Below are 25,377 nucleotides of genomic sequence, written 5' to 3' on the forward strand. Positions count from 1 at the left end.
TTCCGGGGACGGCCCCGCCCACGACGAACCGGTCAGGCGTGGCCGCCGCCGCCCAGCCCTGCGTCGCGGGCCAGCAGGGCCGCCTGGACACGGTTACCCGCTCCCAGAGCGCCGAGGATCCGGCTGACGTGTGCCTTGACGGTACTCTCGCGCATTCCCAGTGCCGCGGCGATCTCCGCGTTGGAATCACCGTGTGCGAGCCGCGCGAGGACATCCCTCTCACGAGGCGTCAGGCCCCCGACGCGGGTGCGTGCTTCGAGCACTTCCGGGCGGCCGGCGTGGTGGAAGCGGTCGATCAGGCGACGGGCGGCGAACGGATGCAGGATGCCCTGGCCGGCCGCCACCACGTGCACCGCGCGGATGATGTCGCGCGGTGCGGTGTCCTTGAGCAGAAAGCCGTCCGCGCCGGCGGCGAGCGCGTCGTAGACGTACTCGTCGAGGTCGAAGGTGGTCAGGGTGATCACTCGTGGCGGGTCAGGGAGCGCGCGCAGCCGACGGGTCGCGGTGATGCCGTCCATCCGGGGCATGCGCACGTCGACCAGGGCGATGTCGACCCGGTGGAGGCCGGCCTGTTCGACGGCGGCCAGGCCGTCCGACGCCTCGGCGACGACGTTCAGTTCCGCGTCGGTGGAGAGCAGGTCGACGAGGCCGAGCCGGACCAGGGCGTCGTCGTCGGCCACCAGGACATTGATCATGAGCGGTACGCCGGGGGAGGGGCGGGGGTGGACGTGGGCAGACGGGCGGAGAGCCGCCAGCCGTCGCCGGAGGCACCGGTGTGCAGGTCACCGCCGAGCGCCGCGACCCGCTCCGCCAGGCCGATCAGGCCGTAGCCGCCGGGAGACGGGGAACCTTGGGGAGACGCGGCACCTTCGGTGGTCCCGACCCGCTCGGCCCGCTCGGCGCGCCCGTTGACCACTTCCACCGTGGTGACCGGTGGCCCGTAGTGCACGCTCACCGCGACGGGCGCGTCATGGGCATGCTTGCGCGCATTGGTCAGGGCCTCCCGTACGAGCCGGTGCACGGCCAGCCGGTGACTGGTGGACGCGTCCCGCGTATCGCCGGAGACCACCGACTCGATGACCTGACCGGCGGCTCGTGCCTCGGCGAGCAGCTCGTCCAGGTCCCGCAGAGCCGGCGCCGCGACAGGTGTCGCCCCCTCTGACCCGGCGGGCCGGTCGGAGCGCAGCGCGCCCAGCACCTCGCGCAGATCGTCCAGCGCCTGCCCGGCCGTGTCGCGCAACAGAGCCAGTCGCTCGCGGCCGACCGCCGACATCCCCTCCTCGCGCAACTGAAGCACTCCGGAGTGCAGCATCAGCAGGCTCAGCCGGTGGGCGAGCACGTCGTGCATCTCGCGGGCGATGCGGGCCCGCTCCGCCGACCGGGCCTGCTCGGCGCGCAGTTCGTGCTCCACACGCAGTTGTTCCACCTGGTCCCGCAGCGCGCCCAGCAGTCTGCGGCGGCTGCCCGCCCACATGCCGAGGGCCAGGGCCAGGGCCACCAGTACGGCGTTGCCGACGCCGGAACCCGCCCAGGTGGTCAGCCGTATCCAGGAGAGCGGGCGGCCCAGCGCCAGCGCGACAGCGAGCCAGGGCAGTCCGGCGCCCAACGCGGTCCCCAGACACACCCACACCGCCCGCAACCTGCCCCGCGAGGCGAAGTGATACAGCGTCACCAGCAAGGGGGCCACCGGGCCCAGGGAGACCGACACCAGCGCCAGGCCCGCGACCGCTCCCGGGAACCGATGGCGGCCGAGCGCTCCGATCGACGCGGCGGCCCCGACCCACGGGGCGGGATCGGCCAGGGTGTCACCGGCCGAACGAAAGCCCTCCAGCGTGGATATCAGGGCGAGCAGCACCGCCGCCGGTGTCTCCACCCACAGCGGTACACCACGTTCCGGTCCGGATCTCACCTCGTCATCCTAGGGACGGCCCCGCCCCCGTACCCCCGACGAAGGGACATCGCGACCCCCGACTTTCGTCGGGTGCCGGCGCCGCACATCGGCCGATTCCATGGCACCCGGAGCTGCCTAGCGTCCATGCCATGAGTTTCCTTTCGACGCGCACCCCCTCCGTCCGGCGGACCCCGGCCCGGCGCATCGCCGACCGCCGGCTTTTCTTCGCCGAGACCCTCCGGACCTTCCGTACCACCGGGGCCGTGACCCCCAGCGGCCGTCACCTCGCCGAGGCGCTGGCCGCGCCGCTGGCGCACCCCACGGGGCAGCCGCGGGCCGTGCTGGAGGTGGGTGCCGGAACCGGTGCGGTCTCCCGCGTACTGGCGGACCTGCTCGGCCCCGAGGACACTCTGGACCTGGTCGAGGCGAATCCCCGCTTCGCCCGTCTGCTCGCGGCCGACCTGCGTGCCGATCCGCGTCTTGCGGCCCTCGGGGAACGCGTTTCGCTGATCGCCGGTCCGGTCGCGGAGCTCGACCCCGAGGCGCGCTACGACGTGATCGTCTCCGGGCTGCCGTTCGCCAACTTCCCTCCCGGCGAAGTGTCCGGCCTGCTCACCCGCTATCTGTCCGCGCTCAAGCCCGGCGGCCATCTGACGTACTTCGGATACCGCGGTACGGGCCGCATGCGCGCATTGCTGGGCACCTCCCGGAGTCTGGCCCGGCACAGCGGCGTCATCCAAGTGCTCGACACGTTCCACCAGGCCCATGGCGCCGACTTCCGCACCGTGTGGGGCAACCTTCCACCGGCCCGCGTGTGGCACCTGCGCGCACCGGCGGTGTCACCTCGTCCGCTCCCCGTGGTGTCCGCCCGGACGGCACCAGTGCCGGACCCGTCGGCCCGGCTCTCGCCATCGGTATGACCTCCGCGCCCGGCCGAAGACGGGCGGCCGCCTCGCTTCATCGCCCCGACCCGACGGCGCGAGGCTGGTCGGAGCCGGGAGCCGGGAGCCGGGAGCCGGGAGCCGGGAACAGGCCGCCGGAGACACCATGATGATCTGCCGCTCCGGCACGAAAGGCACGCGTCTTGTCCTCGACCTCGGACCACGGCGTCGAAACAGCGCGGTCCGGCATACGGCGCCAGGCCACTCCGCGGACGAAGTCCGCACGGTACCCGCCGCGTTCGGCGTCGTACGGACTCCCCGGGACACGCCCCGCGCACCCGACAGCGACGACGAGGGCGGCCGGATGAACACGGACGGATGGATCTGCTCGGTACTCGACAACGCGGGCGCCAAGCTGCTCGCATTCGAGGAAGTCGGCCTGTTTCCCACCGAACTCCGGGGCAGCGGCGGCCTCTACGACAGCTTCTCGCGTCCGCGGCATCGCGAGTTGTCCGACGGCCTTCCGCTGCTGGTGCTGGGCACGGCGGTGACCGAGGACCCCCAGCTGACAGCCGACGAATTCCTGCTCGGGCCATGAACGGCTCCGCGTTCCGGACAGCGGGCAGACGAGGGGCGCCGGACCAACGGCTCCGGTGATGCGCGCGTCGTGACGGTCCAGGCTCGGCTGTTGATGTGTTCGACGGACACGGATGTCTCCTCGACGCGCCCGCACAGGCAGGCGTACACCATGGGGTGGGGCGCGGTCTGTGCGTACGCCGGCGCCGTCGCGGTGGTCGAACCCGAAGGCCGGCGGGCCGAGCGCCTCCCCCGTCAAGGGGGTGGCGACGCGCACCTCGACCGTCTTGCGACCGGACCCCACCTGGCGGCAGCAGCACCCCAGGAGGGAGAAGCGATGCCGCCGCGTGGAGGCGGGCGCCGGGTGTTCGACGCTCCCCGTGCCTGATGACGTGCCCTGTGTGCCGGTCGCCCTGGGGTGTCCTACGGCGTGGTCGTGCCGGTCCGGCACGGGTCACGCAGGATCACGAAGGCCAGGCCTCCGGCGTCGTGCACCGTCGTGCTCGCCCAGTCGGTCCGCAGCGCGGCGAGTTCGTCCTCGTCGAGCGCGAGGCGACGCCGCTGGGCCGGGGTGTCGGCGGCACGCGGTGCGACGACCACGATGGCGCCTTCGGGGCGCAGACGTCGGCCCAGGGCATGCAGGGTCCGGGCGCGGGAGTTGAGCAACGGAAACACGAATCGGAGGGTGATGAGGTCGTAGCCGTCCGCGTGCAGTGGTGTCCCGTCGTCGCTCTCGATGTCGAGGCGTAGCCACCGGACGGCCGTGCCGTGTCGGGCGGCGGCTTCGGCCAGCGCGGTTCCGGACCAGTCGACGGCGTCCACGGCGTAGCCCAGCGTGGACAGGTGGGCCGCGAGTTCACCGACTCCGCAGCCGATGTCGAGGGCCCTGCCATCGGCCGGCGGTGGTGTGTGCGTGGCCAGCAGCGACCGTTCACGGTCACCGAGTGGGCTGAAACGACGACCGTCGGCGTAGCTACGGTCCCATTCCTCCTGCGTGGCGAACCTGTGCACGGCATGTCCTTCCTGGGAGACGGTGGCCCTGGGGGGGGCAGCGGACGGGGCGGTGTCAGGTCCGGCCCATGGCGGTGCGGCGCGGGTGTCGGCGGTGGGAGGCGTCGTCACGGACGGCCCTTCGAACGGCCTGGTCGTGCGTGATCCGCGACGGTGGGCGAGCTGGGGTTCGGGATGCCGGCGCTGGGTGCGTACTGGGCGGCTTGGGCGGCGAACATGGCGGCGTACCGCCCGCGGGCGGCGACGAGCTCGTCGTGGGTGCCGTGTTCGGCGAGATGCCCGTGGTCGAGGACATAGATGCGGTCCGCGTGGCGGACCCCGGACATGCGGTGGGTGACCAGGACGACGGCCCGGTCCGGAGCGGCGAGACGGCGGATCCGGTCGAAGGCTTCGATCTCGGCCTCCGGATCGAGGGCCGAGGTGGGTTCGTCGACGATGAGGATGCTGTCGGCGGAGCAGGTTGAACTGCGCCAGTGCGTACGGGCCAGGCCGATCTTCTGCCATTCGCCACCGGACAGCTCGACGGCTCCTCGGAAGACGCGTGCGAGCAGGCTCTCGAGCCCGTTGGTGAGTTTGGCGACGACGGGGCCGGCTCCCGCGTAGTCGAGGGAGGGCTGGAGGTCTTCCGGGCGCGCGTCGTGGTCCGGGCGGCCGATGCGGATGTTCATCGCCGCGGTCACGGGCCAGCGCTGGAAGTCCTGGGTGAGCAGCGCGACACGGTCGAAGACCTGGGTGCGCTGCAGGTCCGCGACATCGGCCTCGTCCCAGCGGACCGACCCTTCCTGGGGCAGCAACAGCCCGGAAAGGACCTTCATCAGAGTGCTCTTGCCGGAGCCGTTCTCGCCCACCACGGCCGTGACCGACCCCATGGGGAGGGTCAGCGACACGCTGTCCAGCGCCGGGCCCTCGCGGTCGGGGTAACGGTAGGTGACCCGGTCGAGGACGATGCGCTCGACCTTTTCCGGGAGCGGCGCGCCGCCCGACGGGATGGCCCGCTCGGCGGCCTCCTCCAGGAAGCGTCCGTGGTCGCGGACGTACAGGGATTCCTCGTGCAGCTGGTTCACGTTCATCACCAGGGCTCCCAGGCTGGCGGAACCCGATCGGACGGCGATCACGGCGGTGCCGGCGACCGCGAGGCTCATGTGTCCGCTCGCGATCAGCCAGATCATGACGCCGTAGGTGGCGGCCATCGCCAGCCCGGACAGGGCGGAGGCGGCCCATTCGGTGACGGCTTTGCGGGCGGCGAGCCGCTCCTGCTCGGCTTCGGCGCTGTGGGCCATGCGCTCGTACCGGTCGAGCAGAAACGGCCCGACCCCATGGATGCGGACCTCCTGCGCCGCCGTGCGCTCCGTGAGGAGACTGCCGATGAGGCGGCTGGCCCGCAGGTGCTCGATCCAGCTCATCATCGACACGTAGCGTTCCTGGGCCACCCGCATGGCGCCCCAGCCCCGGGGGGCCGCGATGACCAGCAGCATGGGCAGCAGCGCGGGGTGCAGGACGGTGAGCACACCGGCCGTGGCGACTAGAGAGATGGTGCTGTTCAGAGCCGAGACACAGGCACCGATCATGCGGCGGGCGGAGGCCGGCCCGTACTGGGCGATGTCGATCAGGCGACGGAAGTCCGGGTCGTCGATGGCTTCGAGTTCGACGGCGGTCGCCGCGGCCAGGTACTGCGTGGTGGCGATCCGCTCGACCAGTGGTTCGAGGCGACCGGCCCGGGAGGTCGACCAGCCGGCCAGAGCGGAGTTGACGACAGCGACGCCCGCGGCGGCGAGCAGTCCAGGCAGCAGCGCGTGCAGCCGCTCGACGGCGCTTCCGGTGCCGAGCAGGGCGTGCATGACGGCGTTGACGGCGAGCAGGCTGACCGCAGCGGCGACGCCCTGGGCGATTTCGCTGATCGCCACGGCCACGAGCGCACGGCGGTCCGCGCGCCACGCCATGCGCAGGGTGGCACCGACGAGCGTGGGCATCTGTCGCAGTGCCGACCCCATGGTCAAGTCCAGCCCCGCGTGCTCGTGTTGGGACCAGCCCATGTCATAGCGCAGTGGCCCGCCGAACAGTTCGCGCTCGGCGTCGGACACCTGGGGCTCGGCCAGGCGGACTTTCCCGAAGAAGTTCTTCACTCGTCGTCCCCCTGTGTGTGCCGGTTCAGCGCCCGGTAGGACGGGCCGTGGGCGAGCGTGCCGAAGATGTCGGCGGCTCCAGGGTGGCAGTCCGGCGGGGGATTCTCGATCGGAACCCGGGACGAGGGACAGACCCGGCCACTGATCCCGGCCGACCGAGCAGGGGACACCCTGGTCGGCCCGCTGTGTACTCGCCGCACTCACCGATGGCGTGGACCGGGCGGGAGCGTTCACCGGGTTCGTGGCCGGACATGCCCGTGACCGGGATTCCGTCCGAGCCCCGGCTTTCCCGCCCCGTTACGCCCGTGCACCGTTTCGCGAGCGAGCGCCCTTGTGGCAGCCTGAGACGCGGTCGGCCGTACCGTGATGTCCGGGGAAGGCACGGCGGTCGGCGACGGGGGTGGTCATGACGGTCCTCATCGGTCTGCTCGGAGCTGCTTTCGGCGGTCTCGCCGGGGCGGCGGCAGGGTTTCTGACGAACCGCGCCAACATGCTCATGCAACTGCGCCATTCCTACGACCTCTCCGTGCGTGATCGCCGTCTCGAGCACTACGCGACGCTGTTCCATCTCACGGAGCGCGTCCCACGGAAGTGGCGTCCGGGAGAGGAACCGGACCGAGCGCAGCTCCTGGCGTTCTCGAGGACATTTCACGCCTGGTATTTCAGCGAGAAGGCGGGGGGCATGTTCCTGACGCCTGCGGCCAAGGCATGCTATTTGGCGCTCCAGGATGCCTTGATCGCCGCCGGATCCCAGGACTCGCACGGCGGCCCCTGCGGCCCGCCCCTCGCCGAGCACGAGTCGCGGACGGTCCGGCATCTCGCCAGCGAGCTGCGTCACCAACTCGCCGAGGACGTGGGCACGGCTCACCCGTCCCACCTGCGGTGGGAGCGCGTCGACCCGACCATCGAGGACCCCCGTGCCGCGCCGCCCACCCCGCCGGCCACGCGCCGCTTCCGCCTTCCGCGCCACGTGCTCGGACGGCGACCGGCCTCAGGCCCCGGACGTCGGTAGCGCCTTCCTGGACCTCGACGGTCCAGACCTGGTCGTCCGTCGAAGAGTGGAAGGGGCGGTCGCCGGCGGCCCGACCGGTGCGGTTGGGCCCCTGGCCCCTACCGGCCGTCGGTGTTCCGGGCGGTGCCGGCGCGGACGGCCACCGACCGGAACCCGCGGCCGTCGGGCTCGCTCTCCTGGAAGTCGACGGCCCAGCCACCTGTGGCCGGATTCCAATCGATCACGTTGAACGACAACGGGGAGTCATTCGCGCCGAGAGAGGTGCCGCAGCCCACGGTCGTCAGCTCATGCCTACGGAAAGGAACGCCGCTGACGGGGATGGTGTCCGTAACCAGCCGGCTCCGGTGCCGATGCCCATGCAGTACGAGGCTCACGTCACGGGCCGCACACCAGTTCAAGAACTGCCGGGCATCCTCCATCTCGAGCAGGCGTTCCCGAGGCAACCGGCTCCAGACTCGCTTCATCCAGGTCTGTTTGTGCCCCGACACCGGATCCTCGCTGGGGTGGTGGCCCGGCCTCGGTTCCTCGTCAGGCAGTGGGTACGGGTACGGGTGGTGGTGCAGGACCGCGATACGCAGACAGTCGTCGTACCCCGCGACCCGCCGGGCCGCATCGTAGGAAGTGGCGACGTCCAGCAACTGCTTGTCACCGATGCCGCCGCGCGCGGCATCACCCTTCTTCGAGGAGTTGAAGCAGAGGAAGACGAGCTTGGCGTCCCGGTCGTGCACGGCCCCGCGGTCCCACCGCACCTCGGCCAGTTCACCGCGCCGGCTCCCCACTCGCCCGACCTTGTTGCCGAAGATTCGTTGGTCGTGGTTTCCCGGCACCACGACCGGCTCGGCCCGAGTGAGATCGCGGAGCTGGTGCACGAATTCCTCGTACTGCTCTCGATGACGAGCGCGGGGCTGGTCGAAGAGATCACCGGTGATGACGACTCGATCCAGGGGGTCGAGACGTGAGAGCGCGCGGCTCAGGTACTCGCGCCGCCGGCCCGTCTGCAGGGTCCCCAGATGAAGGTCACTGAGATGCAACAGCCGGCGGTGACTCCTGCGGGCGGTCGCTGTCTGGAGCTCCGCGCCCTCCCGAGCCGCGTGCAGCACCGACCTCAGGTCGGCGTCCGCCGACGCCGCGCGGGCGACGGCGGCGTAAGCGGCGTCGAAGGGAACGAAGAACGAGCTCTCGCCGCGGACGGCGAAGACCGCGCCCGGCCATTCGTCGCTGCGCTTCACGGCATCGTTGACCCCGTCGTCGGGGTCCAGGACGAGCACGTTCACTTTCGGCATGTACAGCTGCGGCATGAGAACGAGCAAGCCGTGTCCGGGCGCGTGCGCCGCCTCCTGGGCGAACCGGCTCAACCGGTCTTCGTGTTCCGAGGTACCGACGGGGAGGACGACGGCTTCGTACCGGCCGAACAGCTCTTCCAGCGGCCGCAGTACGTGCCGGACGTCAGGTCCTGCCAGTACGTCCGAGCGGTCAGGGAGCCCGCGCAGGCGCTGGGCGGATGCGACAGCCCGATCCCGTACCTCCTCGGCCAGCTCGGCCGAGGAGGAGATGAACCGGTCCTCGCGATGCTGCATGACGTGCAGGAAGTAGGAAATCTCACTGCGTTGCAGACGCGGGGGCCTACGGTCCGGATCGAGCAGATGGGCCACGACGTTGGACGTCGCGAGGTCGAAGCGGAGTCCCATGGCACTCCCGGAAGGAGGTCTCTGGCCGAACCCCACCCCAGGGACGGCTGTCTCCACTGTAGAGACGGACGTGAGGTCGGGTGGGCAAGTGAGGAACAGGGGGCGGTGGGCCGGTTGCCGGAGTCGGCGCGTGAGCGGGCGACGCGGGTCAAGACACCTAGATCCAGCCCCTCTTGGCGGCCTCGGCTCCCACCTGGAAGCGCGTGTCGAGGCCGAGCCCGGCAGCGATCGTCGCGATGCGGCGGGTCACGGTGCGCGCGCTCGTCCCCAACTGCCGGGCGATCGCCTGGTCCTTGTAACCGGCCTGCATCATCTTCAGCAGCAGCAGGTCCTGCGCGCTCGGCCCGTCCGGTGCCTCCGGAGCGGTCGCGACGAGGGACTGCCCACGCTGCCAGTAGGAGTCGAACAACTCGAGGAGTGCGTCGAGCAGGCCCGACCGGTGGACGACGGCGATCCTGTCGTAGCGGCCCGGGACCAGCGCGACCAGCGCGACGCGCCGGTCCATGATCCGCAGTCTGAACGGCAGGGCCGGCAGGATGCGGGCCTGCTCGCCGATCCGGGCCAGGTGGGTGATCAGCTCGAAACGCTCCGGCTGCGCCAGTGCCTCCGGGGTGTAGACCGACCGTATGTCGACCCCGCGGCCCAGCAGGTCCATCGTCAGCTCCTCCTCCAACTCGGTGCTGTAGGGACCGAGATACGGGGGTCGGTCCAGCACCCAGAAGTGGGTGCGGACCGACTGCATCAGTTCGGCGACGCGCACGGTGATCTCCGCCTCACCGGTGATCACCTCCACCAGTCCGGTCGGATCCTCCTGCAGCCGGCGTGCGCGGTACTCGTCCGCCAGGTCGTCGACGGTGCCCCACACCGCGGTGAACGCCGCCTCGGTCTCGGCCCGGCGTCTGGCGAGCAGTGCCCTCAGCGCGGTGTGCGGGCTGACCGGCCGGTACTGGCCGGGCCCTTCCCTTCTCAGCATGCCCAGCTCCGCCAACCGGGAGACCGTGCGCCTGACCCGGCTGGGTGTGGTGCCCAGGCTCTCGGCGATCTCGGCAACCGTCCGGTCCGACTTGGTCAGATAGATGCGGTAGACCCGTTCGTCGAACTCGCTGATCCCCAGGGTGCTCAGCACCGGACGACCTCCCAGCGATCACCGCCCGGCGAGCAGCCGGGACGGTCGTGACGCGAATCGCCAACTGGCGATGTGCGACATGAGTTTGATCTAGACATTCCTCGTTCACAAGCTTTCACTCTGAACGTTCACGCCACCTGTGGAAGGGCTCCGGGCATCCTCGATGCCGACGAGCGGTCAGGCGGCGCCACCGCAGAGCCGGGAGAGACCTTGTGAAAGCGCACCACCGCAGACGCTGGAGTGTGCCGGTTGCCGCCGGTGCCCTGGTACTCGCGCTGGCCGGCCCCTACGACGCGACGGCCTCGGCAGCCCGTTCCGGCGCCGCCGACTCCCCGACCCCCGCAACCGCGTCCGACCGGGTGCCCGCCGGCGACCACTCCGTCACCCTGATCACCGGTGACGTGGTCACCACCCGACAGAGCACCGGCACCGACGGCAGGACCGGAGGCACCGTCAGCGTCCGCGGTGCCGACGGACGCCCGGTGCAGACCCACATCCTGACGTCGGGCGACGACCTCTACGTGTTCCCCGAGTCCGTGCTGCCCTTCGTGGCCAAGGGCACCCTGGACCGGCAGCTGTTCAACATCACGAACATGATCGCCGACAGGTACGACGACGCGCACCGTGACCGGCTGCCGCTCATCGTCTCCTACACGCACTCCGCCGACTCGCGCGGCAAGGCCGCCGCTCTGCCCGACGGGGCGACCCGGGTCCGTACCCTCGACGGCATCAACGGCGCCGCACTCACCGCGGACCGCTCGCACGCCGCGGACTTCTGGAAGTCCGTGGCCGGAACGGCGACGACCGACGGAGCCCGCAAGCAGGCCGCCGCACCGGCCTTCGCCGGCGGGATCGCGCACATCTGGCTGGACGGTCTCGTCCACGCCGACCTCGCCGACAGCACCACGCAGATCGGCGCCCCGCAGGTCTGGGCGGACGGCGACACCGGACGGGGCGTGGACGTGGCCGTCCTCGACACCGGCGTCGACGCGGGACACCCCGACCTCGCTGACCGCGTCGCGGGCCGGCAGAGCTTCGTACCGGACGAGAACACGGACGACCACTTCGGTCACGGCACGCATGTCGCGTCCATCATCGCCGGTACCGGCGCCGCCTCCGGCGGCAAGGAGAAGGGCGTCGCCCCCGGCGCCCGCCTCGACATAGGCAAGGTGCTGGACGACACCGGGTCCGGTCAGACCTCCTGGGTCCTGGCCGGCATGGAATGGGCCGCCGTCGACCAGCACGCCAGGGTCATCAACATGAGCCTCGGCGACGGGCAGGCGTCCGACGGGACCGACCCCCTCAGCCAGGCCGTCGACAGGCTCAGCGCCCAGACCGGTGCGCTGTTCGTCGTCGCCGCGGGTAACTCGGGCGCACCGAGCACCATCGGCGCACCAGGCGCGGCGAGCCAGGCGCTGACCGTGGGCGCCGTCGACGCCGACGACGCGGTGGCCGGGTTCTCCAGCCAGGGTCCCCGCGTGGACGGCGGCCTGAAGCCGGAGATCACCGCACCCGGGGTCGGCATCCTCGCGGCCAACTCGCAGTTCGACGGCAATGGCGAGGGCGCCTACCAGACGATGAGCGGCACCTCCATGGCCACGCCCCACGTGGCCGGCGCCGCCGCGCTGATGGCCGCCGCTCACCCGGACCTCACCGGAAGCCAGTTGAAGGATCTGCTGGCCAGCAGTTCCCGGCAGACCCCGCGGTACGACGCCTTCCAGGCGGGCAGCGGCCGCCTCGACGTTGCCGCGGCCTCGCACGCCGGAGTCTTCGCCACGGCGACCGCGTACGCCGCGCAGGTCCCGCAGAATCCCACCGACGGCGTGCGGCGCCCGGTGACGTACACCAACACCACGGACGCACCCGTCACCCTCGCGCTGAGCGTCGAGGCGGCACACGCCCCCGCCGGGGTGTTCCGGCTCTCCGCCTCGCGAGTGGTCGTGCCCGCGCACGGTACCGCCGGTGTCACCGTGACGATCGACGGCTCGGGCGTCACCGCCGACGGCCGGTACACCGGGCAGGTCGTCGCGAAGACCGCGACCGGCACGGTCGCGGCGCACACCGCCGTCTCCCTCGGCGATGTGCAGCACAAACTGACCATGGCGTTCAAGGACGCCCAGGGGCGGCCCATGTCCGGCGTGGTCGAACTGCTCAGGTCCGGTGACGACGTCCCGCAGTTCGTCGTGATCGACGACTCCGGTACGGCGCAGATGTACCTGCCCAACGACGTGTACTCGGTGCTGTCCTTCAAGACCGTGCAGGGCGTCCACGGTCCCCACTCGTGGGGCATGGCGCTGCTGGGCGACCCGGACGTCCGACTGGACCACGACACCACTGTCACGCTCGACGCGTCCAAGATCGACCGGATCGACATGACGGCCCCACAGCGGACCGAGACGACCTACCAGCGACTGGACTACACCCGCCTGATGGGCGGCCAGAACTGGCGGGATTACATGGAGACCCAGACCAACTACGACAGCCTGTGGGCCCAGCCGACGACCCACAAGGTCACCCACGGCGACTTCTACCTGGCAGCTCGGTGGCGCAAGGAGCAGCCCGCGCTGTCCGTCTCCACCCGGACGACCGACTTCACCGACGTGCTGCGCCAGGACGGCGTCACCCCCCTGCCCAAGGGCAGCGTCAAGCTTCCCCTGGTCTTCGCCGGTCAGGGCGCGAGCGCTGACTACGCCCACCTCGACGTGCACGGCAAGGCCGTGGTGGTGCGCCGTAACGACGACGTGTCCGACATGGACCAGGCGGCCGCCGCGATCGCGGCCGGCGCCAAGCTCATGCTGGTCGTGAACAACGTGGACGGCCGCGGCTTCCGCCACTACAACGCGCCGTTCAGTTCGACGCCCGTCCGGCTCGACGTGGGCCTGCTCAGCACCGACGAGGGTGAGAAGCTCGTCCGGCAGGCCCAGGCCCGTGGCGCTTCGGTCACGGTCGGCTCCGCGCCCGTGAGCCCGTACGTCTACGACCTCGACCAGACCTGGCACAACGAGATCCCCAGCCACATGGTGGTGCAGGGCAGTTCCAAGAACCTCGCCCGGGTCGACGAGACCTTCGACAGCCCGGCCCCGGGGAGCACCGGCGGCGAGTTCCGGTTCGACTGGCCCACGTACAACAACTGGGCCATCGGCGGAATGATGCCGGAGCCGGTGCGGGGGAAGCGCACCGACTGGGTCTCCACCGGGGGCTTCAACAGCTGGAGCCAGAGCGCGTACGCGGACGGCCTGGTCTTCGAGGCCGGGGCCAAGACCTCCTACCGGGCGGGCAGCACACAGTCCGAGGAGTGGTTCAAGCCGATCGAACGGCCGTACCTGAACGACGTCTACAGCATGCCCACGCGCAAGGGAGACCACCTGTACATCGACGCCCCGGCCTGGGGCAGCCACGACCACGTCGGCATGAGCCAGATGGACGGCGTAGCGGAGCAGCGGCAGACCCTGTACCAGGGCACCACCGAGCTGGGCACGGGAACCTTCACGAACGTCTCGGGCGACGCACCCGGTGCCGGCAAGCTGCCGTACCGACTTGTCGTCACCAGCAAGCGCGACGTGGCGTTCACCCCGTACTCCTCCAGCACGCGCACCGAGTGGGACTTCACCTCGAAGGCCACGGCGGACGGCTCCGACGCGGTGCTGCCGCTGGTGCAGATCGACTACGAGGTCGGCACCGACTCGGCCGGGCGGGCAGGACGGCACGACACCCTGTCCGTCACCGCCTCTCAGCTGCCGGGTGCCGTCGGCGCCGGCAGGATCGGCGCGGTCACCCTGGAGATGTCCTACGACGGTGGCACGACGTGGCACCGGGCCACGCGTGATCACGACGGGGGGTACCGACTGGACGCGCCGAAGAAGGCGTCCTACGTGTCGCTCAGGGCGAGCGCCGAGGACTCGGCGGGCAACGCGGTGCACCAGACGGTGATCCGGGCGTTCGGCCTGCGCTGACGCTAGGCCGCGGATCGCGCGCGCATGAAGAACGGTCCGTCCGGGGTCGCACGACCCCGGACGGACCGCTGCCGCTTCGCCACGGACCGGGCGTTCGGCGGGTGCGGGTCCCCTCGGGCCGCATCCCGAGGTCGGCTCCCGCGGTGTCCTCCCGGCGAATTGACGACGGCCCCGACCCCGGACCCTTCGAGGGCCGGAGCCGACAACACCCCGGTCGACGCGCACGCCTGACAGATCACCCGCAGAAGGCCGGCGAGTCGCCACGGAGCGATCCGGGTCTTGGGGGTGTCGCCCACGGACACCTCCGGCAGCCGGCGCCCCTGCTCGGCGTCGATCGTGCCGAGGAGGCCCGGTGCCGATGCCCATGCTCCGTACCGGACCGGCGTCGACAGCCCGGTACGGCCCCGGTCGGACCGACGCCGTCGGCATCCAAACGGCGCGGGGTTTCCTGTCGGTCGATCCCGCGACCGAGGAACGCCTTCTCCGGGTGAGTGGTCGGGAACCGGCGCGGTGAGTGATGCCCCGTTTCCGGTCCCCGCCGCGAAGGGATCCGTCACCGGACGGTGTTCCGGACGCGAAGACCGCGGCAGACGCCCTGAACGAACTCATCGAACGCGGTCTTCTCCATTGCGATGGCCGTGGGGAACGTCCTGTCCAAGGGGCCTGCCTGCCTCGTGGGCGGCATGTGCTGAGATGCACCGGCCGAGGGCTCGCCACCCAGGTACTGAGGGTGGTGGCTTCCGGGTGCTGAACCCGTGCGAGAGGAATGGACGACGTATGGATGTATACGTGGAGGCAACCCTCGATCCGCTTGGTGCGGCAGATCGGGGAGCCGTCCTGGTCGACTGGTTCGAGAGGGCGTTTTCCGGGCCTTTCGCCGAACTGGTCCATCAGGAGGAGCGCGCCGAATTCGGGGTGCGAACCGGGACGTCCGTACGGCAGGCTGGGGAGAGCCGCCGCAGCAATCTGTCTCATCTGGGAAGGAACCGCGCGCGACTGAAGGCGGAGCTGGAGAAGAGTCCAGACTGGGTCATAACGGAGTTCTACGGCGATGACACTCTTGGGCGAGTGCAGTGCTCCTATTTTCCGGTGGAGGGCAGTTGGCCGAAGCTCGTCGTGGGCCTCCTGGCAGGATCTCTGAGGCTGGCCGATCCGAAGTACTGCGCGGATCTGGTGGATTTCCTCGCGTTGGCGCTCGACGACCTGAACCCGGTGTTCGCCCGTATCGAAAAGGACTCCTTCTCCGACCGGTCGAACATCGAGGCCGCTTTGACGCGAAATCTCGATGACTCGCTTCCCGAGGGCCGGGATTTCCTGCGTGGCTACGCGTGGGTCACGGTATGCCCGCGAGAACTGGCGCTCCGACTGGGCGGCCCGGAGGCGCTGGCGGCTTCCGGCACCTTCCACCGTGTGGTCCCTTCGCGGCAAGGAGGGGTGCTGCTGCAAGCGTCCGAGACGCTGGCTGGGTATACCGACCACGTCGTGGAACGCGTGTTCGCGACGCTCGCCCCGGTGCTTCCGGAAGGTCGGCCCTTTCCGGATCCGGCCCATCCCGACCTCCGTTTCGTGTTGCGAGACGCCGCCAACGCGCGCTGAGCGGGCCGCTACCTACCTGTGCACTCGCACGCTCGAGCGGTGTCGTGTGGCACGGTTCCTCGTGACAGGAGCCGGCCGCGGCGACCGTGGACTCCCTGGAGGACGCCGACTCCTGTAACCCGCTGGTCGAGCTCCAGCGCGGAATCTCAGACGCCATTTCAGGTGGTCAGTCTGCGATGGCATATGAGGGTCGCGGCGACGGCGGTGAAAGCGAGGAAGTGTTCTGGCTTTCGCCCGCGGCGGCGGTGGGGGGCGTCGGCCCCCGGACAGCCAGAACTCACTCCGCTCCACGACCCGCCGATGCCGGCGCAGACGTCGGGATGACGCGATGCCCTTGCGGGCGGGCGGGCGGTGCTTGCCGGGCCGTCGGCCGCGAGGCAGCGCACCATCATCACCCCGGACTGCCGCAAGATCACACCAATTGGAATGGCGTCGCAGCGAGATCTCGGCCCGGAAATGCCCCCAGAACTGCCGGTCAGAGGTGGCATCCGAGCGGGAGACATGGGGAGTAGGGGCGTGTTCCGACTCGCCGCCCCTATGTGCGCCGAGTTGGTGACGTCCTCGGCGGTGCGGCAGGCTTCGCGGACTCCTCCGCGCTGAACCTGCTCGTGCGCATCCACCAGGCGGCTGGCGACGGCCCCGCGCGGGGGTGCGGTCGGTGGTCGTGGTCACCCAGGTGACAGGGGTGGCGGGAATGGGTTCCGGGGCGACGGACGGCGCCGGTTTCGGGGGAGACGTCAATGTCCGTTCAGGCGCCGTAGAGCTCGGGCTTGGGGCTTCGTGACATCAGGGCTGCGGCTGCGTCCTTCACTGTTGTCGTGCCGTCGATCACCGCGGTGACGACTTCGGTGATCGGCATCTCGACCCCGTGTTCCCGGGCCAGGCGCCGGATCGCCCGGCAGGACTTCACGCCTTCTGCGGTCTGGTTCGTCGCCCGCGCGGCCTGGTCGACGGTCATTCCCTGTCCGAGGTGCTCGCCGAAGGTGCGGTTGCGGGACAGGGGCGAGGAGCAGGTGGCGATGAGGTCGCCGGCGCCGGCGAGGCCGGAGAAGGTCAGTGGGTCGGCGCCCAGCGCGGCACCGAGCCGGGCGGTCTCTGCGAGGCCGCGGGTGATGAGCAGGGCGCGGGCGTTGTCGCCCAGGCCGAGGCCGGTCGCGAGTCCGACGGCGAGGGCGATGACGTTCTTGGTGGCGCCGCCGAGCTCGCAGCCCGTCACATCCGCCGTCGTGTACGGACGGAAGTAGGAGGTGCGGCAGGCGCTTTGCAGCGCGGCGGCCGCGGTCTCGTCGGGGCAGGCGATGACGGATGCGGCCGGCTGCCCGCCGGCGACCTCCCGTGCGAGATTGGGCCCGGACAGGACGGCGATCCGCTCGAACGGGATGCCCGTCACCTCATGGATCACCTCCGACATACGCAGCCCGGTGTCCGTCTCGATGCCCTTCATCAGGCTGACGACGAGCGTGTCCGGCCGGATGTATCGAGCCCAATGGGTGAGGTTGTCCCGCAGTGTCTGCGCCGGCACCGACAGCACCAGGTACTGCGCGCCGGAGAGGGCGAACGTCGTGTCTTTTGTCGCCTGCACACGGGAGGGCAGGAGGACACCGGGGAAGTAGCGGGGGTTCTGATGCCGGGTGTTGATGGCGTCGACGACTTCGTCCCGTCGGGCGTGGGCCATGACGTTGTTCCCGGCGTCGGCGAAGACCTTCGCCATGGCCGTTCCCCACGATCCCGCGGAGAACACTGCAAACCGAGCCATCCGCCACACTCCTGACTTGTTGCAAGGTCCCGCCGGCACCCTACTGGTGACTGCCCGGCGCCGGCTGGCGTCGGAGGCCGGTGCCGGTGAGGCAGCCGTCGAGGACGTCGGGGCGGTGCTGGAGCTGGCGTAGCCCGCGCCGGACTGAGGTGATCAGGTCTTCGGGGTCGGCGAAGGCGCGGTTGGCTGTGGTGGTGCGTCGCAGGACGGACCAGATGCCTTCGACCGGGTTGAGGTCGGGTGCGCGGGGCGGGAGGCGGTAGACGGTGAGCCAGTCCCGTTCAGCGATGTGGCGGCGCATTCCGGCGGTGAGGTGGGTGTTCAGGTTGTCCCGGACCAGCACGATCGCGCCGCCGAGTTGTTGGTGCGCGGTCTGGATCAGGTCGCGGTAGTCCTTCCGGGAGAAGCTCTTGCGCCCGTCGGGCCGGGGGTCCGGGCAGGGCCGGTGGATCAGGCGTGATCGTTCGCCGGTCTTGTGGGCAGGCCAGGGCGGCCACAGACAGGCGGCGGCGTGAGCGGCCCCGCACGCGGGACGCAGGGGTGTGGCCGCGGCGGGACCAGGTGCGGGTGGGCGGCGGCGTCATCGAGAATCCGGCCTCGTCCTCGAAGACGAGCCAGGCGTCGTGCGCCGTCCCGTCCTTCCACGCTCGGCCAGGTCTCCCTCACCCGGCCGGCCACCGCTGTCTCGTCCCGCTCGATCGCACGCCGGGCAGGAACCCGGCAGGTCCAGCCGTGCCGCTTGAGCAGGGCTGCCACGCCCCGCACGGTGTAGCTCGTGTGGAACCGACGCCCGATCAGCGTTGTGATCCGTGACAGGGTCCAGGTCTGGTCCGGCCGGCCGCGTGCCACCGGCCCCTTGGCCGGCGCCCGCTCCACCACAGCGAACAGTTCGTCGCTGAGCAGCGCCACCGATGCCGGGCCCTTCGAGGCCAGGGCTCTCGATCCGTCCCGCGACCAGGCCCTGCGCCAACGCTGTAGCGACCGGACGCTGACACGCAGGTCGTGAGCGATGACCGCGTTCTCCTCACCCAGGGCGAACCGCCCGGCCGCCTCCATCCTCAACTTCTCCCGGAAGGCCCGCCGTTCGTCGGTCAGCCCGCCCCCCTTTGCGCATACCTCATGCACTCGGGATACCGCAGGGACCACCCGCCGTCAGCCCCCGCCGACACCAGGCTTTGAAGGTCAGTAGTACGGTATAAACGGAATTTCGCCTACGTCGACTGCCGTCTCGGACGTTGCCAGCCCGAACAGGCCGTCAAACCACCCGGAAAGCCGCTGAGCAGGGTGGGTTGACGGGGGTTTGAGGTTCGCTCGCTCGGTCACGGGGAATGTGAGATTTCATCCGCAAGTCGGCGTTCGGAATGAAAGTGTCAGAATGGATGGGCGTCGTAGTTCATCTGTTCAATTGCGGCTAAGGTTCCTCGCTACCCCGTCCGCGAGGCCCGGATGACACGGCCCGATAGTCACAAAATGATAACTCGTGGCAACCTTGGGCTTGTTGGCGCGTCTAGCAGATCATGAAGATATCCTTCCTGATTCATAACGCCTATGGGATAGGAGGTACGATCACCACCACCTTCAACCTTGCTCAGGCGCTGGGAGAGCGGCACTCTGTGGAGATCGTCTCTGTGCTACAGCACAGAGAGCAGCCAAATTCTGCATTAGACGGCCGAGTTTCACTGCGCCCACTGGTGGACCTGAGAACTGAAAAGGAACACCCTCTGCACCTCAGACCCGCCCGGGTCTTCCCCTCCTACGAATATCGCTATCACCAATACAGCGAGCTGACCGACCAGCGAATCGGCACGTATCTGGAGTCGACCGACGCCGACGTAGTCATCGGCACCCGCCCCGGACTGAATGTGCACCTGGCGCTCCAGGCCCCGGACGGTGTCGCCCGCATCGGACAAGAACACCTCACCCTCGACAACCATCCGCCGGGACTACGTAGAACTCTGCGTCGCGCCTACCGCGATCTCGACACAGTGACAACAGTCACGGATGCGGACGCCGCGTCCTACCGACGCAAGATGCGCCTGCCAGGAGTCCGGGTGGAAGCTCTACCCAACTCCGTTCCAGATCCCGGCCTACCGCCCGCGGACGGCAGCGCGAAAGTGGTGGTCGCCGCCGGCCGCCTGGTTTCGGTGAAGCGCTACGACTTGCTCATCGAAGCGTTCGCCCGGGTCGCCGCGGCCTACCCCGACTGGCAGCTGCGCATCTACGGCAAGGGAGCGGAGCAGGAGCGTCTGCGGCAGATCATCATGGACCTCGGCCTCAGCAACAATGTCTTCCTCATGGGAGCGGCAGCCCATATGGAGGCGGAGTGGGTGAAGGGATCGATCGGGGCGGCCGCCTCGAACTTCGAGCCGTTCGGCATGACCATCGTCGAGGCGATGCGGTGTGGGCTGCCGGTTGTGAGTACAGACTGCGCGTATGGCCCTGGAGAGATCATCCAGGACGGGGTCGACGGTCAGCTCGTCCCGGTCGGAGACCGCGACGCACTGGGAACGGCCCTCATGGAACTCGTAGGTGACGACGAACGGCGTCGCCGCATGGGCCGCTCAGCTCTGTACAACGCCCGCCGGTTCGCTCCCGGTCCCGTGACAGAGCAGGCCGAGCGGCTCTTCGCCGAGGCGATCGAGGCCAGACGTTCCGGACACCGCACGGATCCGGGTCGCGCCAGGACGAACCAGAATCTACTCCGTCGCAGCTTTGCCGCTCGCGACACCCTCTACACCGCAGGCAGCAAGGTTCTGCGCACCATACGGAGGGTGCGATGAGCACGGCAGACGACACTGAGCCTCGTGCCAGCTGCACGGTGGACGCCGGCGGCCGGATCACCTTCGGTCTCCGACCAGTCTCGGCCCCCCGCCCACGACTGCTCCTGCGGTTGCGCCCCAAGAAGGGGCAGCCGGAAGAAGTCACACACCTGCTGGACGTGAAGGCCGGTGACGACGGTCGCCTGCTAGCCGTTCTGCCGGCCGGGCTGACACTCTCCGAAGGGCGATGGGACGCCTACGTACTTCGGGAGCCTGACGGTCGACGAGACAGGATGCGCCCCGGGGCACGTGACCTCCGAGCCCTCGTTGACGGAAGCAGCCGTGACCGATCCTCGCCCATCGCCGTCCGGGTCCCGTATGTGACCAAAGACGGGTACCTCGCGGTGCGATCGTGGCTCCGGACCATGCACGCAGAGGTCGAACGTATCCAGGCCGCCAACCAATCCATGACAGTCACCGCCCGACTGCACGGTAGGTCAATCCGCCAGGGGGCCACCGTACGCCTGCGTTTGCGCGGCACCAGCACAGCACGGACTCTCGAGCCCGAGGTGCAGGACGACCGGAGGAGTTTCTCCTTCACCATCGGCAGCAGTGAGCTGGTGGATATCGCGCGAGACAGCGGCGTCTGGGATGTCTTCGTCCAAGCGGAGGAGAACGCACCGCTGACCCGGATCGGCCGCCTGCTCGATGACGTGGCGGACCGCAAGGAGATCTTCGTCTACCCGTCGATCACCCTCGGCGCCACTGATGTCAGGCCCTATTACACGGTGGACAACGACCTGTCCTTGGAGGTAACCCGACAAGACTGACCATTCCTGTCCCTCCTGCAGGCGCTGCTGCACCACGATGGCAGACTTGCGCGCTGAGAGCTGCCGGGCTGGGAGCGGAGGCCCTCGATGGGACGGCCTGATGGGCCGCGATTTCCTCGGCACGCTTGCGCGCGGCGAGATCCTTCACGTCCTTGAGGTGGTCGAGCAGGCCGGCCGCATCCAGGCCGGGGTCGTCGCGGACAACGAGGTCGAGGGAGTCCCTGCCGACATGGACGGCGCCGCGGAAGCGGCGTTCGCCGTTGAACAGGATGTGGACGGCCTCGCCGATCCGCTCGGCGTGGTCCGGCCACAGAACGAGGAAGGCGGTGCGGGACACAGCGACGCGCGCGGCGAGTTGAGCCTGGCGCAGTTCCTCGCCGAAGCGCGTCCTGTCCTCGTCGGTGCCGAAGTTGCGACGCGGGTCGAGAGGAGTGGGGGAGACGTCGTCCGGCCGCAGCCGGACCAACTCGCAGGCGGGTACGTCTCCCTGAGTCACGGCCTTCGCGCGACCGTGGGTCGGGTGCTCCGCGCTTCACTGAACGCAGATCCGGTTCCCAACCGGTCTGCGACGCTCATCTCGACATCGCGCTTTGAAAGCTCACGAAGCCCAGTGGCCGTCCCGGAAATGCTTCATCGCGGACGCGTTGCCGCAGTTCAATAGGCATGGCGTCCCGTCATTGCCTCAGATGCTTGCCGGGCGTGGCCGGCCGCCTCGGAGGGCGGGCATCGTTCGAGAGGCGATCCGACGGCATCGGGCCCCGGGTCGCCTTGGGCACTTCCTCGCCTCTGGAGGCACCTATGCGCACGTCTCGACTGCCCCGTTCCCTCGCGGTTGGCCTGGCGGCCGCGGCTGTGGCCGGTGGGGCACTGTTCGCGGCCCCCGCCGCGTCGGCCTCGCAGCTTCCGAACATCGCCGAGGGCTACGACAACAACCCGCATGCCGTGTGGTGCGTCCAGCACCTCATCAATGACTGGGTGATCCACGAGCACGTCTCCGGCAACATCACCCGGCCCATGGACGAGGACGGCGTCTTCGGCAACGAGACCGCTTCCTGGGTCAAGAAGGCGCAGGTGTGGTGGATGGGCTTGCCCGGTGACGGGATCGTCGGCCCGCACACGGGGCAACACCTGATCCACGACACCTCGCTCACCGGGGACAACTACTACGGGGGCTCGGGACACTACTGCGACGGTTTCATCCCGACCGACTGGTGACCCCACCAAGCCTGCGTCGGCCGCGGCATCCGTCCGTGATGTCGTGGGCCGGCTCCGGATCACGAGCGGAAGCGTCGCCCGCCGCCGCGAAGCGCGTCCTGAGCCGGTCAGTTGTAGCCGGGCATGGGTGAGAGCGTGACAAGGGCACGCGCCGCCTCGTAGTCGTCGCAGACGTACGGCCGTCGCCCGAAATCGCACGTTCCGCACATCCCCGACGGGCGCAGCTCACCGAGATCGGGATACGGCGTAGGCGGCAGTCGCCGTCATTGAGTGTCGGATGAGCGCTTCCCATTTCCATGCGCATCGGCACTTCCGCTTGGTGGGCACTGCGCCGCGCCCTTGGAGCCAGCAGGGCCCACCAGCCGTATCTGCCGCGTAGGGCGCCGGTTGTGCCGAGTTCGCGCATCAGTCGCTCGACCCTGCAGCGGGCGACCCGGTGCCCCTGACAGTGCAGCTGATGCCGGATCTCGCGGGCGCCGTAGACCAGGTAGTTGGCCTCGAAGACCTGCCGTTTCGGTTCGCTAGGTCGGCGCGGATTCTCCCGTCGGTTCGCGGGACATTTTGTCAGCCATCGCCCAGTGGATCATCGTCCGGGATCTCTGTGGCAGGGCTCATCGGCGGGACCGGCGCAGTTGTGGATCGGTTCGTGACGCGGAGCAGCAGGATGGCGATGTCGTCAGTGTGCGGGGTGAGCCGGGCACCAGTGAGGAGGGAGTCGGTGAGGCCTTCGATGTCATCGTCCGGGGCTTGGGCCAGTCGGCAGGCGAGGGTGCTGATGGCATCGTCGATGTCGATGCCTGGTGTCTCGACGAGCCCGTCGGTGTAGAGCGCCAGAGTGAGACCTGAGGACAACGGGATGTCCACTGCGGCGTAGTCGGCGTCCGCGAGGATACCGAGCAGTAGTCCCGGGGGCAGGCTGAGGGCTTCCGTATGGCCGTTGGGATGGCGTAGGAGGGGCGGGAGGTGGCCGGCCGTGGCCAGGAGGGCCCGGCGTCGGACCAGGTCGAGTTGGATGCAGAGGCAGCTGGCGAAGAGACCGGGATCCAAATCGCACAGCACCTGGTTGGTGCGGGTCAGGAGATCGTCCGGACGCATCCCCACGGCGGCGTGGGTGTGGACGGCGGTGCGCAGCTGGCCCATCAGGGCTGCGGCGCGGACGTTGTGGCCCTGGACGTCGCCGATGACAGCTGTGGCGCTTGTGGCGCCGCAGCGGATGAGGTCGTAGAAATCGCCTCCGACGTCTGTTCCGTGCGCCGCGGGCAGGTAGCGGGCGGCGGCCCGCAAGCCGGGAACGGCGGGTAGTCGTTGCGGCAGCAGACCGGCTTGCAAGGTGCGGGCGAGATCGTCTCTGGCTTCGTGCAGACAGGCTCTGTCCAGGGCTTGGGCGACGAGTCCGGCCACTGAAATCAGGAGATTGCGCTCCGTCGGGGGGAACTGTCGGGGCTGGTCGAAGGACAGTACGAGGATTCCCACTGGCCGGCCGCGGATGATCAGTGGCAGGAACGCCCATGCGTTCCTGGTGCCGTATTGGACTGCCGTCGGATATTTGTGCTGAAATTCGGCAAAACTGGTGAAGAACAGGGGACTGTGACCGGTAAGGGCCTTCGCGGGAGGATTATCGGCGTCCAGTGAGTGTCCGTCGAAGAGGGACAGGAATTCCCTGTCGTAGCCGCGGTGACCGACGACCTGCAGGCGTCCTTCGGCGGCGGTCATCAAGATCAGGCCCGTGGCGTCGAATGCGGGCAGGAACTGGTTGGCGATGGCCTCGGCGACATCGCTCACCCGCACCGTCTCTGTGAGGCTTGCCGCCAGGTGCATCAGCTGGTGGAACGGCTTGATCTCCGGCGGTTCCACGAGGGGCGGGACATGCCAGCTCTGACCGGTCGGTGATGTCTGGGGTAGGGCTGACATGTGGACGCTGACACCGGAGGCGTCGGCGTAGAGCGTGAAGGACAGACATGCGTCAGGTGGGCGTGTGACAGTGAAATGTGCGGGCCCGTGGCTGATGACCGAGGCGCGGAACCGGTCCTCGAAGCTGGATCCACCGAGCCACCGCAGGCGCTCCCACGGTCGCGCACCCAGCAGGTCGGCGGCGTCCACTCCGAGCAGGTCGCTTGCCGCCTTGCTGACAAAGGTCGCCCGGCCCTCCAGGTCCAGGGACATCGCCCCCGGCAGGCGCGAGGCGTAGTCATGGGCCGCCAGCGCTTCGGCCTGGTCCGGGGTGCAGGAGCGTTCCGCCGTCAGGGTGATGGGACGCTTCCCGGGCCGCAACGGACGTCCGCGTTGTGTCGAGTGCTCCAACAGCCGGCCCGCCCGGTGGCAGAACGTTTCGATCGCTGCGGTTTCCTCCGGGCCCAGGTGCCTGGGATGCGAGGGGGGCCACAGCAGACAGACCGCACCCCGCACGGGCTCACCGATCGGGGCTGCGGCCACGGCGTGGTCGGGGACCATGAGAGCGAGCCGGGGATAGTGCAGCGCCAGTTCTTCGGGGTCACCAACCCAGACCATGCGCTTCTCGCGCGTTGCCTCGGCAGCCGGGATCGCTTCTTCCACGTGGATCCGCGCCCAGGAGGAGAGAACGGTCCAGGACGTGCCGTACAGCATGGACAGCTGCAGGACCGGTTCCTCGGGCGGTAGGAGGAACAGCATGGCGCTTGAGGCATCGGCGTCCGTCACCAGACACCGGAAGTGAGCGGCCATCTCCTTCCAGTCCCGTGCGGAGCCCGACGCAGCAGATACCACGACCGCCACCGACCTTCCTGGACACCAGCCACGCGCTCAGTCATCGTGCGCCCGGCAGGCTTCAGTCTGGTTCCGGAGCTGGCCGAGTGGGCCAGCTGTGCAAAAGACATACCCCGACAATTCTATATAGATTCAGGAGAGTATTGCGAAAGGCCACCCCGGCCGCCCGAGAGCAGTCTCGTTGACTTTGATGTCCGTGACGTCCGAGTACGCGCGGT

At 69.4% G+C, this 25,377-nt stretch carries 18 protein-coding genes and 3 pseudogenes; 9 read left to right on the forward strand and 12 right to left on the reverse strand.

The features are described from left to right. Positions 1-32: 32 nt before the first annotated feature. On the reverse strand, positions 33-695 hold the full coding sequence (locus ACFVTC_RS01050) for a response regulator (RefSeq protein ID WP_390122628.1): 663 nt from the start codon (positions 693-695) through the stop codon (positions 33-35). Continuing rightward, positions 692-1,909: a sensor histidine kinase gene (locus ACFVTC_RS01055; protein ID WP_390122630.1), complete on the reverse strand. Its 1,218-nt coding sequence runs from the start codon at positions 1,907-1,909 to the stop codon at positions 692-694. Before ACFVTC_RS01055 ends, ACFVTC_RS01050 begins: the two co-directional genes overlap by 4 nt. Before the next feature lie 131 nt (positions 1,910-2,040). Here ACFVTC_RS01055 and ACFVTC_RS01060 point away from each other — a divergent pair, with 131 nt between their 5' ends. Further along, positions 2,041-2,811: a class I SAM-dependent methyltransferase gene (locus ACFVTC_RS01060; RefSeq protein ID WP_390122632.1), complete on the forward strand. Its 771-nt coding sequence runs from the start codon at positions 2,041-2,043 to the stop codon at positions 2,809-2,811. A 325-nt stretch (positions 2,812-3,136) separates the two neighbouring features. Then, positions 3,137-3,370: a hypothetical protein gene (locus ACFVTC_RS01065; protein WP_390122634.1), complete on the forward strand. Its 234-nt coding sequence runs from the start codon at positions 3,137-3,139 to the stop codon at positions 3,368-3,370. A gap of 401 nt (positions 3,371-3,771) precedes the next feature. On the opposite strand, the gene ACFVTC_RS01070 is transcribed toward ACFVTC_RS01065, so the two are convergent. Beyond that, on the reverse strand, positions 3,772-4,359 hold the full coding sequence (locus ACFVTC_RS01070) for a class I SAM-dependent methyltransferase (RefSeq protein ID WP_390122636.1): 588 nt from the start codon (positions 4,357-4,359) through the stop codon (positions 3,772-3,774). Positions 4,360-4,466: 107 nt separating this feature from the next. Then, a complete protein-coding gene (locus tag ACFVTC_RS01075) occupies positions 4,467-6,482 on the reverse strand; it encodes an ABC transporter ATP-binding protein (protein ID WP_390122638.1) in 2,016 nt (671 codons plus the stop codon). 406 nt (positions 6,483-6,888) lie between these two features. Between ACFVTC_RS01075 and ACFVTC_RS01080 the strand changes: the two genes are divergently transcribed. After that, a complete protein-coding gene (locus ACFVTC_RS01080) occupies positions 6,889-7,494 on the forward strand; it encodes a hypothetical protein (protein WP_390122640.1) in 606 nt (201 codons plus the stop codon). A 98-nt stretch (positions 7,495-7,592) separates the two neighbouring features. On the opposite strand, the gene ACFVTC_RS01085 is transcribed toward ACFVTC_RS01080, so the two are convergent. Together ACFVTC_RS01085 and ACFVTC_RS01090 are read right to left on the reverse strand one after the other, a co-directional pair. Beyond that, positions 7,593-9,182, reverse strand: a complete 1,590-nt coding sequence (locus ACFVTC_RS01085) for a metallophosphoesterase family protein (RefSeq protein ID WP_390122641.1) — start codon at positions 9,180-9,182, stop codon at positions 7,593-7,595. Between the two features lie 157 nt (positions 9,183-9,339). Next, the gene (locus ACFVTC_RS01090) at positions 9,340-10,308 is read right to left on the reverse strand and encodes a helix-turn-helix domain-containing protein (protein ID WP_390122643.1); all 969 of its coding nucleotides are present in this window, start codon (positions 10,306-10,308) and stop codon (positions 9,340-9,342) included. A 212-nt stretch (positions 10,309-10,520) separates the two neighbouring features. On the opposite strand from ACFVTC_RS01090, the gene ACFVTC_RS01095 reads away from it, so the two are divergent. Both ACFVTC_RS01095 and ACFVTC_RS01100 read left to right on the forward strand, forming a co-directional pair. Next, complete coding sequence (locus tag ACFVTC_RS01095; RefSeq protein WP_390122645.1) at positions 10,521-14,261, forward strand: S8 family serine peptidase; 3,741 nt, start codon at positions 10,521-10,523, stop codon at positions 14,259-14,261. Positions 14,262-15,038: 777 nt separating this feature from the next. Continuing rightward, positions 15,039-15,857, forward strand: coding sequence for a hypothetical protein (locus tag ACFVTC_RS01100; RefSeq protein ID WP_390122647.1), 819 nt, complete (start codon positions 15,039-15,041; stop codon positions 15,855-15,857). Positions 15,858-16,015: 158 nt separating this feature from the next. Here the strand turns inward: ACFVTC_RS01100 and ACFVTC_RS01105 are convergent. The 4 genes and pseudogenes from ACFVTC_RS01105 to ACFVTC_RS01120 all read right to left on the reverse strand — a co-directional run. Beyond that, a pseudogene (locus tag ACFVTC_RS01105) lies at positions 16,016-16,235 on the reverse strand (IS5/IS1182 family transposase); the annotation flags it as partial. Between the two features lie 370 nt (positions 16,236-16,605). Next, the gene (locus ACFVTC_RS01110; protein ID WP_390122650.1) at positions 16,606-17,613 is read right to left on the reverse strand and encodes an NAD(P)H-dependent glycerol-3-phosphate dehydrogenase; all 1,008 of its coding nucleotides are present in this window, start codon (positions 17,611-17,613) and stop codon (positions 16,606-16,608) included. 40 nt (positions 17,614-17,653) lie between these two features. Continuing rightward, positions 17,654-18,197, reverse strand: a pseudogene (locus ACFVTC_RS01115) (transposase). 139 nt (positions 18,198-18,336) lie between these two features. Next, positions 18,337-18,669: pseudogene (locus ACFVTC_RS01120) on the reverse strand (winged helix-turn-helix domain-containing protein); the annotation flags it as partial. Positions 18,670-19,130: 461 nt separating this feature from the next. Here ACFVTC_RS01120 and ACFVTC_RS01125 point away from each other — a divergent pair. From ACFVTC_RS01125 to ACFVTC_RS01140, 4 genes are all read left to right on the forward strand, one after another. Continuing rightward, positions 19,131-20,393: a glycosyltransferase family 4 protein gene (locus tag ACFVTC_RS01125; RefSeq protein WP_390122652.1), complete on the forward strand. Its 1,263-nt coding sequence runs from the start codon at positions 19,131-19,133 to the stop codon at positions 20,391-20,393. A 404-nt stretch (positions 20,394-20,797) separates the two neighbouring features. Next, the gene (locus ACFVTC_RS01130; protein WP_390122654.1) at positions 20,798-21,202 is read left to right on the forward strand and encodes a hypothetical protein; all 405 of its coding nucleotides are present in this window, start codon (positions 20,798-20,800) and stop codon (positions 21,200-21,202) included. A 100-nt stretch (positions 21,203-21,302) separates the two neighbouring features. Beyond that, on the forward strand, positions 21,303-21,863 hold the full coding sequence (locus ACFVTC_RS01135) for a hypothetical protein (RefSeq protein ID WP_390122656.1): 561 nt from the start codon (positions 21,303-21,305) through the stop codon (positions 21,861-21,863). Between the two features lie 137 nt (positions 21,864-22,000). After that, a complete protein-coding gene (locus ACFVTC_RS01140; protein WP_390122658.1) occupies positions 22,001-22,417 on the forward strand; it encodes a peptidoglycan-binding protein in 417 nt (138 codons plus the stop codon). Here the strand turns inward: ACFVTC_RS01140 and ACFVTC_RS01145 are convergent. Further along, positions 22,398-22,985 carry an IS3 family transposase gene (locus ACFVTC_RS01145; protein WP_390123725.1) on the reverse strand — a complete coding sequence of 196 codons (588 nt, stop codon included), beginning with the start codon at positions 22,983-22,985 and terminating at the stop codon, positions 22,398-22,400. The genes ACFVTC_RS01140 and ACFVTC_RS01145 overlap by 20 nt on opposite strands. Next, positions 22,982-25,168 (reverse strand): PP2C family protein-serine/threonine phosphatase, encoded by a 2,187-nt coding sequence (locus ACFVTC_RS01150; RefSeq protein WP_390122660.1) that lies wholly within the window; start codon positions 25,166-25,168, stop codon positions 22,982-22,984. The genes ACFVTC_RS01145 and ACFVTC_RS01150 overlap by 4 nt, the downstream gene beginning before the upstream one ends. Positions 25,169-25,377 lie beyond the last annotated feature (209 nt).

It is taken from the genome of Streptomyces sp. NPDC057950 (assembly GCF_042887295.1).
Taxonomy (GTDB): Bacteria; Actinomycetota; Actinomycetes; order Streptomycetales; family Streptomycetaceae; genus Streptomyces; species Streptomyces kaempferi.

Excerpts from the sequence above, each read along its gene's own strand:
- ACFVTC_RS01050 (WP_390122628.1), bottom strand. The coding sequence starts at position 695 with ATGATCAATGTCCTGGTGGCCGACGACGACGCCCTGGTCCGGCTCGGC.
- ACFVTC_RS01060 (WP_390122632.1), top strand. The coding sequence starts at position 2,041 with ATGAGTTTCCTTTCGACGCGCACCCCCTCCGTCCGGCGGACCCCGGCC.
- ACFVTC_RS01065 (WP_390122634.1), top strand. The coding sequence starts at position 3,137 with ATGAACACGGACGGATGGATCTGCTCGGTACTCGACAACGCGGGCGCC.
- ACFVTC_RS01080 (WP_390122640.1), top strand. The coding sequence starts at position 6,889 with ATGACGGTCCTCATCGGTCTGCTCGGAGCTGCTTTCGGCGGTCTCGCC.
- ACFVTC_RS01085 (WP_390122641.1), bottom strand. The coding sequence starts at position 9,182 with ATGGGACTCCGCTTCGACCTCGCGACGTCCAACGTCGTGGCCCATCTG.
- ACFVTC_RS01100 (WP_390122647.1), top strand. The coding sequence starts at position 15,039 with ATGGATGTATACGTGGAGGCAACCCTCGATCCGCTTGGTGCGGCAGAT.
- ACFVTC_RS01110 (WP_390122650.1), bottom strand. The coding sequence starts at position 17,613 with ATGGCTCGGTTTGCAGTGTTCTCCGCGGGATCGTGGGGAACGGCCATG.
- ACFVTC_RS01125 (WP_390122652.1), top strand. The coding sequence starts at position 19,131 with ATGAAGATATCCTTCCTGATTCATAACGCCTATGGGATAGGAGGTACG.
- ACFVTC_RS01130 (WP_390122654.1), top strand. The coding sequence starts at position 20,798 with ATGCACGCAGAGGTCGAACGTATCCAGGCCGCCAACCAATCCATGACA.
- ACFVTC_RS01135 (WP_390122656.1), top strand. The coding sequence starts at position 21,303 with ATGGGCCGCGATTTCCTCGGCACGCTTGCGCGCGGCGAGATCCTTCAC.
- ACFVTC_RS01140 (WP_390122658.1), top strand. The coding sequence starts at position 22,001 with ATGCGCACGTCTCGACTGCCCCGTTCCCTCGCGGTTGGCCTGGCGGCC.